This is a genomic window from Myxococcota bacterium (assembly GCA_035498015.1).
In the GTDB taxonomy this organism is placed as follows: domain Bacteria; phylum Myxococcota_A; class UBA9160; order SZUA-336; family SZUA-336; genus VGRW01.
Window position 1 is genome coordinate 1 of record DATKAO010000208.1, and the last position, 7,928, is coordinate 7,928.

At 70.8% G+C, this 7,928-nt stretch carries 9 protein-coding genes; 8 read left to right on the forward strand and 1 reads right to left on the reverse strand.

Annotated features, from left to right (window positions below):
- The 3 genes from VMR86_18355 to VMR86_18365 form a co-directional block, all read left to right on the forward strand.
- A partial coding sequence (locus VMR86_18355) for an ABC transporter ATP-binding protein (GenBank protein HTO09018.1) occupies nucleotides 1–988 on the forward strand: 988 nt, incomplete at its 5' end.
- Between the two features lie 11 nt (nucleotides 989–999).
- Nucleotides 1,000–1,365 (forward strand): hypothetical protein, encoded by a 366-nt coding sequence (locus VMR86_18360; protein ID HTO09019.1) that lies wholly within the window; start codon nucleotides 1,000–1,002, stop codon nucleotides 1,363–1,365.
- The gene (locus VMR86_18365; protein ID HTO09020.1) at nucleotides 1,362–1,931 is read left to right on the forward strand and encodes a hypothetical protein; all 570 of its coding nucleotides are present in this window, start codon (nucleotides 1,362–1,364) and stop codon (nucleotides 1,929–1,931) included. Before VMR86_18360 ends, VMR86_18365 begins: the two co-directional genes overlap by 4 nt.
- 4 nt (nucleotides 1,932–1,935) lie before the next feature.
- Here the strand turns inward: VMR86_18365 and VMR86_18370 are convergent, their stop codons facing one another.
- Nucleotides 1,936–3,060, reverse strand: a complete 1,125-nt coding sequence (locus VMR86_18370) for a hypothetical protein (GenBank protein ID HTO09021.1) — start codon at nucleotides 3,058–3,060, stop codon at nucleotides 1,936–1,938.
- Between the two features lie 167 nt (nucleotides 3,061–3,227).
- Between VMR86_18370 and VMR86_18375 the strand changes: the two genes are divergently transcribed.
- From VMR86_18375 to VMR86_18395, 5 genes are all read left to right on the forward strand, one after another.
- Nucleotides 3,228–4,175, forward strand: a complete 948-nt coding sequence (locus tag VMR86_18375) for an AraC family transcriptional regulator (protein ID HTO09022.1) — start codon at nucleotides 3,228–3,230, stop codon at nucleotides 4,173–4,175.
- Nucleotides 4,176–4,235: 60 nt separating this feature from the next.
- Nucleotides 4,236–5,033, forward strand: a complete 798-nt coding sequence (locus tag VMR86_18380) for an ester cyclase (GenBank protein ID HTO09023.1) — start codon at nucleotides 4,236–4,238, stop codon at nucleotides 5,031–5,033.
- Nucleotides 5,030–5,476, forward strand: coding sequence for an SRPBCC domain-containing protein (locus VMR86_18385; GenBank protein HTO09024.1), 447 nt, complete (start codon nucleotides 5,030–5,032; stop codon nucleotides 5,474–5,476). Before VMR86_18380 ends, VMR86_18385 begins: the two co-directional genes overlap by 4 nt.
- Nucleotides 5,477–5,558: 82 nt before the next feature.
- On the forward strand, nucleotides 5,559–6,710 hold the full coding sequence (locus tag VMR86_18390; protein ID HTO09025.1) for a hypothetical protein: 1,152 nt from the start codon (nucleotides 5,559–5,561) through the stop codon (nucleotides 6,708–6,710).
- A gap of 78 nt (nucleotides 6,711–6,788) precedes the next feature.
- Entirely contained in the window at nucleotides 6,789–7,928 is a 1,140-nt protein-coding gene (locus VMR86_18395) for an LLM class flavin-dependent oxidoreductase (GenBank protein ID HTO09026.1), read from the forward strand.

Consider the following 7,928-nt stretch of genomic DNA (forward strand, 5'->3'; position numbering starts at 1 on the left):
GGTCGTGTTCGTGGCCTCGGGGCTGGGCGCGTCGGCGGGCGACGTGGTCCTGGTGGTCACGGCGGGCTCGCGCCTGTCCGGGTTCATCGGCGGCGCGGTGAGTGAGATCGGCTTCCTGCGCGGCATCTGGCTCGACGGCTCTAAGCGCATGGCCTGGCTCGAGGACTACGCGGCGTCGCTGGTGCAGGACGCCGATGCGCCCGTCCCCGGGCGACTCTCGGAGGGGATCCGGCTCGAGAAGGTCTCGTTCCGCTACCCCGGCACCGAGAGACTCGTGCTGGAAGACGTCGACCTCGAGCTGCGGCCGGGCAGCGTGGTGGCGATCGTGGGCGAGAACGGCGCGGGCAAGACCACGCTGGTGAAGCTCTTGTGTCAGCTCTACCAGCCCACGCACGGCCGGATCCTGGTCGACGGCGTCGAGCTCGCGCGCATTCCCCCCGACGGCTGGCGCGAGCGGCTCGCGGGCGCGTTCCAGGACTTCTTCCGCTTCGAGTTCCGCGCGCGGCACAGCGTGGGGCTGGGCGACGTGCCGCGGCTCGACGACGCGCCGGCAGTGACTGCCGCCGTGGAACGGGCGGGCGCCGCCGACGTGGTGGAGAGACTCCTGGCGGGCCTCGAGACGCAGCTCGGCCCGAGCTGGCCCGAGGGCGTCGACCTGTCGTTCGGGCAGTGGCAGAAGCTCGCGCTCGCGCGCGGCTTCATGCGCGAGCATCCTCTCCTCCTGGTGCTGGACGAGCCGACGGCGGCGCTCGACGCCGAGACCGAGCACGCCCTGTTCGAGCGCTACGCCGCCGCCTCGCGCAGCCGTTCCGACGACGGCCGCATCACCATCCTGGTGTCTCACCGCTTCAGCACGGTGCGCATGGCCGACCAGATCGTGGTCATGAACGGCGCGCGCGTGGTCGAGGTGGGCTCGCACGAGGCGCTGATGCGCGCGCGCGGGCCGTACTCCGAGCTGTACGAGATCCAGGCCGCCGCCTACCGCTGAAGGAGGTCCCCTTGCCCGCGATCCGAAACGTCTTGTGTCTGTGCGCCGCGCTGGCGCTCGCGGCCTGCGCGACCTACAAGCAGCAGACCACCGAGAGCCTGCTGGAGTCGGCCGGCTTCCGCGCGGTGGCGGCGAACACGCCCGAGCGGATCCAGGCGCTGAACTCGCTGCCGTCGCGCAAGATCTCGCGCGTGGAGCGCAACGGCAACACCTACTTCGTCTACCCCGACACCAAGGAGTGTCGGTGTCTGCGCGTGGGCCGGCAGGAGCAGTTCGATCGCTACCAGCGGCTGGCCGCGGGCGCGAAGGCGGAGAGGCTCGAAGTCACCGGCGCCGACACGCAGTCCGACGCCTTCAAGGGCTACGACCCCTGGTGACGCGCCGCGCAGCTCTGGCCGGCCTCGCCGCAGTGTCTCTGGCCTGTGCCGGCGGCGGCGGGGTGCCCGGCGAGGCGCTGCACGACCCGTACACCGAGGTCCTGGCGCTCGGCGCGTACCCGCCGGACGCGCCCTGGCCGCAAGTGACCGACGAGCACACCCGCGAGGGTACGCTCGCCGAGTGGTCGCCGGTGGCTCGCGAGGTCCGGCATCCCAAGGACGTGCTGTCGGAGTTCGTGCTGTTCGGCCGTCAGGAGACCGAGCCTGCCGACGCGGCGCAGGCCGAGGTCATCCGCATCGCGAAGACCTGCAGCTCGACGCACAGTGACGGCCCCAGCGCCGGCAGCGAGGACGGGAACGACGTGGCCTATGCCGCGGTCACCTGCGCAGGAGGGTCACTCGTGCTCCTGAAGGTGATTCGCGGGCACGAGGCGCTCTATCTCGTGCGGCGCGAGTTCGCGCACGCCCCCGCGTCGCAGGAGCGGCGCGCGGCCGATGCCTGGCTCGCCGACCAGGTCTATCTCTGCCCGGTCACGGGCGGCATCGGCCGCTGCGCGAAACGCTAGTCAGTCACGCCGGGTCGAGGAAGCCCTTGAGCCCGTATTTCGGGTGAGGCCCGATCGCGATCTGCTCCAGCACCCCGACGCCCTCGTCCGAGCCGCAGCGCGCCCGCATGACCTGCTGGATGTGCTGGTTCTCGAGCGCGTTCTCGTCGAGCTCGCTGGTCTTCCACGACTCACCGGCCATGGCCAGCTCGCCCTTCCACTTGCCGTGGCCCCAGACCGGGTGCTGGTAGCCGATGCCCTTCATGCGGAAGCACTGCAGCGGCGTGAGCTCGATCTCGTTCTTGCGCCCGCCGACCTCGACCTTGGTGATCAGGGCGCGCCGCGCGCGGCGCGTGCCGGGCACGTACTCGATCTGGTGGTCGACGTAGAGCAGCGGAGTGAGTCCCGGGTCGTCGACCAGCGGGATCTTCGCGGGGTCCTCGTAAGTCGGCACGACCATGCCGTCCCAGTGCCAGCGCACGCCTTGGTTGTTCTCGAAGATGCCGGCGTGCGTGCAGCGGTGCTTCCAGTGCAGCGGTGCCCACAGGAAGAAGATGCCGCCCAGCTCGAACGGGCCCGGCGGCGCGCCGCCCAGGTCGGGGTCGCCGACCGGACGGATGCCCCACGAGCGGTCCTTGGTGCCGTACACGCGGCGTGGGTCGACCGCGACCGTCTGCCCCGGTGTCTGGATCTGGCCCTGCCAGTAGCCGAACTGGTTGAAGCGTGTGGCCTGCATGGTGCCGCGGCGCCGGCGCAGGTACTGGTAGCCCTCGGCGAAGCTCGACGTGCGCGGGATCCACGTGAGGTCCGCCGAGATGCCGGTCTCGTTGGGCGCGAGCACCACGCGCAGTGACTTCAACGGCTCGAGTATCTCGATGCGGAACGGCCCGACCTCGATCTGACTGGGCTCGCGCGGCGCGCGGCGCGAGGCGTGGAAGGCGTGCTGCACGCCGTCGCGCACGATGCTGAAGCCGCAATCCATGATGCCGAGATTGGGATAGATCGCCGCGCCGATGCCGAAGTAGAACTCACCGTCGGCGGTGTAGCCGTTGAACCAGAAGCGGTCGTAGGCGTTGCGGTCCGTCGTCGCGGGCACCGCGATCGGCTCGGCCGTCTGGTGGACCGGGTAGTCGTCGAGCTTCGAGAGCATTCGCTTCCCTCCTGGGGCGATTATCTCATGCTCCGGCCGGGCTTTCGCCGGCCACACCGGGACCCCTCGCGCGCGGGACAGAATATGGCATTGTCCCTGCCGCTTTCGGCTCCCTCCCTGACTCGCTGCGCCGAAGACTCGCCGCATGCGACCGAGGTGACCCACGAATGGACGTCCTGGAGACGGCCCTGTCGAGATTCCGTTTTTCGAAGACGCTGTATTGCGCCCATTGCACGAACCGCGCGCCGTGGGGCGTAGGCCTCGCAGAAGCGCGTGCCGTGCAGATCCACGCCGTGCGCTCGGGCCGCGCGTGGATCCGCGTGCACGGAGAGCAACCGCTCGCGCTCGAGGCGGGTGACTTCGTGATGGTTCCGCACGGCACGGCGCACGACGTGATGGACGAGCGAGACACTCCGATCGTCCCCGTGGGCGAGCAGCTCGCGGCCCAGCAGCCGGCCAGCCCCTGGGTGCTGGGCTTCGGCGGCAACGGCGGCGCGGTCACCGAGATGATCTGCGCGGGATTCGCGTGCCCGGCGCAGTGCAACGATCCGCTGCTCTCGTTCCTTCCGAAGGTGATTCACCTGCGCCGCGCCGAGACGGCGTCGCTCGAGCCCATCCTGTCGCTGGCGGAGCGCGAGATGCGCGCCGGCGGCCAGGCCACCGAGGCGGTGCTCGCGCGCCTGGCGGAGATCCTGGTGGTCGAGGCGGTGCGCAGCTACGTGAAGACACTCGCGCCGGGGCAGGCGGGGTGGCTCGGCGCGCTGCACGACCCGCAGATCTCGCGTGTGCTGCTCGCGATCCACGAGGCGCCCGCACGGCGCTGGACGCTGGCCGGACTGGCTTCGCTGGCCTCGATGTCTCGCACCTCACTCGCGACCCGCTTCCGTTCGCTCGTCGGCACCTCGGTGCACGCCTACATCGCGCGGCTGCGCATGCTGGCGGCGGCTTCGTTGCTCGAAGACCCCAAGCGGCCGAAGCTGGCGCGCGTGGCCGCCGAGGTGGGCTACGGCTCCGAGGCCGCGTTCAGCCGGGCGTTCCTGCGCGAGATGGGATACGCCCCGACCAAGCTGCGCCCGAGGGTGACTGGCAAGACCGTGGCTGGACGCTCGGCATAGAGATCGGAACGCCACGTGCTGGCAGGTACCGGCCGCGAAGCGCACACACTGCGGGTCGGTATGGAAGTCGGAACGATCACTCAAGACGCCTTCTTCGCGGTGCCTCCGGGAGAGGTGTTCCTGGTCTTCACCGACGCCCGCACTCACAGCGCCATGTCGGGTGAGCGTGCGGAGATCGACGCGCGCGTCGGTGGCCGGGTCTGGCTGTTCGACGGCGCGGTCACTGCGACCTTCCGCGAGCTCGTGCCCGACCGCCGGCTCTGCCAGAGCTGGCGCGATTCGGACTGGCCCGAGGGACACTACGCGCAGCTGCAGCTCAGCTTCCACGCGCTGAGCGAAGGGCGCGGCACCCACGTGCAGCTGACGCTCTCCGGTGTACCCGAGAGCAAGCTGCGGCAGACCGCCGATGCCTGGCGCGACCACTACTGGGTGCCGATCGCGGAGTATCTCCGGGACGCCAAGGTCCGGCCGGCGCGCCGCTTTCTGCTCGACTTCAAGAACCGCGCGAACCTGGCAGCGGTCGACGACACCTGGGCCGAGGACTCGGTGCTGCACTTCGCCGGCTCCGACCTGGGTGGCGGGCGCGCGCCGCAGAAGAACATCGGGCGCATGGTGTTCGACGCGTTCGCGAACGTGCGCGTCGAGCTCGAGGACCAGATCGTCGAGGGCGACCGGGTCGTCGAGCGCCACCGTGCGACCGGCGTCCACGCCGGCGAGTTCATGGGCATTCCGGCCACCGGGCGCGAAGTCTCCTGGACCGGCAACCACATCTACCGGATCGCGAACGGGCGCATCGCCGAAGCCTGGTCCGAAGTGAGTCTCCACGAGCTGCTGAGCCAGCTCACCGAGACGGCGTGAGCGCACACGTGGCCGACAGCCTCCACGAAATCACCATCGAGTCACCCATCCAGTCGGTCTTCGACGCCTGGATCACGCCCCGGGGGCTGGCGTCGTGGTGGACCAGTGACTGCCGGATCGCGGGCGAGCGCGGCGAGGTCAACATCTTCGGCTTCGGCAACCGCTCGGTGCTGTTCCACTTCCACATTGACGAGCTGATCGCCCCGAGCCGCGTGCAGTGGACCGGCATCGAGGGGCCGAACATGCCCTCCGAGTGGATCGGGACCACGATCGACGTGCAGCTGATTCCCGAGGGCGAGAAGCGCACGCGCGTGCGCCTCTCGCACCGCGACTGGCGCTCGCTCGACGGCGGCTACCGCCTGTGCAACACGACCTGGGGCGAGCTGATGTTCCGCCTGCGCGACGCCTGCGAGGGCAAGGGGACCGGGCCGCTGTTCGATTGACCCACGTCCGCCTGCCGCTCACTGCGCCTTCGCTCGGCTGTTCCGGGCGCGAAGTGCTATGAGATCTGCCGGGGGGTGATCGATGGCCATCCGGTCTGTGACTTATTGCCTCGCGCTGTCGCTCGCGTGTGCGCCGCTCGCGCGCGCCCAGGGGCAGGCGCCCGACGACGCGACGCGCGCTACGATGCGCGAGATCTTCGCGGCGCTGTCCGAGATATTGCCGCGCTGCCTGTCGGAGGAACGCTTCGAGGCGCCGGGGGAGCGCGAGGTGGTGCGGGGCCAGCTGGCGCGCATCGCCGAGCGCGCCGATGCGCTGGCGGCGCACGCGGGCGGCGCGGACAAGGACCTGGCCGCGCGCGGCAGCGTGCTGGCCGACGACGCTCGGCGCGCTTCCGCGCGCTTCGCGTCGGGCCGCTACGTCGATGCGCGCTTCGTGGCGCTCCACCTCACCGAGTCGTGCGTCGGCTGCCATTCGCGGCTGCCCTCGGACAAGGACTCCCCGTTCGCCGCGAAGCTGGTGAACGACGCCAAGCTCGGCGACCTGTCGGCTTCGGAGCGGGCGCGTCTGGCGGTCGCGACCCGGCAGTTCGACCAGAGCCTCGACCTCTATGAGTCACTCCTCACCAGCCCGCCGCCAGCAGATGGAGAAGTGACTCGCGGCGCCGACCTCGTGGAGTATCTGATCGTCGCGGTGCGGGTGAAGCGCGATCCCGAGCGCGCGGCGCGGCTGCTCGACCGGCTCGCGAAGCGGCCCGAGACCGCGCCCGACGTGCGGCGCGAGCTCGGCCCGTGGGCGGCGACGCTGCGCTCCGAGGGCAAGGCGCTGCGCGAGAAGCCTTCGCTCGCGCGCGCGCGTGCGCTGGTGGAAGCAGGCCGGCGCGCGCGTCCGTACGGGTTCTCGCGCGCGGGCCTCGCCGACGACCTGCTCGCCTCGAGCATCCTGCACGCGCTGCTCGAAGATCCCGGGCAGCCGACCGCCGAGCGCGCCGAGACCTACTACCTGCTGGGACTCACCGACGCCCAGGTGCGCGCCTCGCCGTGGCTGTCGGACGCGAGCTGGTATCTCGCGAGCGCCATCCGCACCGCGCCGCATACGGCCGTCGCCCAGCGCGCCTTCGATGCCTACGAAGACATGACCCTGCTCTCGTGGAGCGGCTCCGCCGGCACCGAGCTCCCGCCCGATGTCGTCGCCGAGCTCGACCGGCTGCGCGCCCTGGCAGGTGCGAAGAAGTAGAATTCGCACCAAGCCGATGAACGCGTGGGCACCCTACCCACGCTGACCGACGCAGATCCGCGCGGGCAGGGAGGTGGCATGGATTTCGGGGTGGCCTTTGCGAGCACGACCGAGAGCTGGCGCTTTGCCAAGCGCGCCGAGGCGCTCGGCTTCAGTCACGCGTGGTTCTACGACACGCAGCTCCTGAACCCCGACGTGTTCGTGTGCATGGCGCTGGCCGCGCGCGAGACGAGCCGCATCCGTCTGGGCACGGGCGTGCTGATCCCCTCGAACCGCATCGCGCCGGTGTCGGCGAACGGTCTGGCCACGCTGGCCAAGCTGGCGCCCGGCCGCATCGACTTCGGCATCGGCACCGGCTTCACGGCGCGCCGCACCATGGGTCAGGGCGCGGTGCCGCTGGCCGAGATGGAGCGCCACATCGGCGTGGTGCAGGGCATGCTGCGGGGCGACACCGTGGAGTGTCGGCTCGACGACGGCGTGCACAAGGTGCGCTTCCTCAATCCCGAGCTCGGGCTGATCCGCATCGACAAGCCGATCCCGCTGCACGTCTCGGCCTTCGGCCCCAAGGCGCGCGCGCTCACCGCGAAGCTCGGCGCCGGCTGGCTCATGTTCGCGGGTGGCGTGCCGGCGGGCATCGGCGCGCTCCAAGGCATGCAGCAGGCCTGGCGCAACGCAGGCCGCAGTGACTCGCTCTACAGCACGCTGTTCACCCTGGGCTGCGTGCTGCGCAAGGGTGAAGCCGCGAACGGCCGGCGTCCGCTGGCGCAGGCGGCCCCGTTGGCGGCGGCGTTCCTGCACGACCTGGTCGAGCGCGGGCAGCTCGGCGAGGTCATGGGCGACCTGCCGCCGTTCCTCTCGGAGGTGCTCGAGCGCTACCGCAAGCTGCACGAGAGCTACACGCCGGCCGACGCTCGCTATCTCACGCTGCACCGCGGTCACCTGATGTTCCTGCGCCCCGAGGAGAAGCCGCTCTACAGCAAGGAGCTGGTCTCGGCCTTCACCTTCACCGCGACGGCGCCCGAGCTCACCGAACGCGTCGCGGCGCTGCGCGATGCGGGTTACTCGCAGTTCTGCGTGCAGCTCGTCCTGGGACACGAGGACGCGCTCGACGACTGGGCGGCGGTGCTTCGCCCGCTGGGCCTGGGCCGCGCCCGGCGCACGAAGGGGCGCAAGAAGGCTGCCGCCCCGAAGCGCGCGCGGGGATCCAAGAAGCGCTGA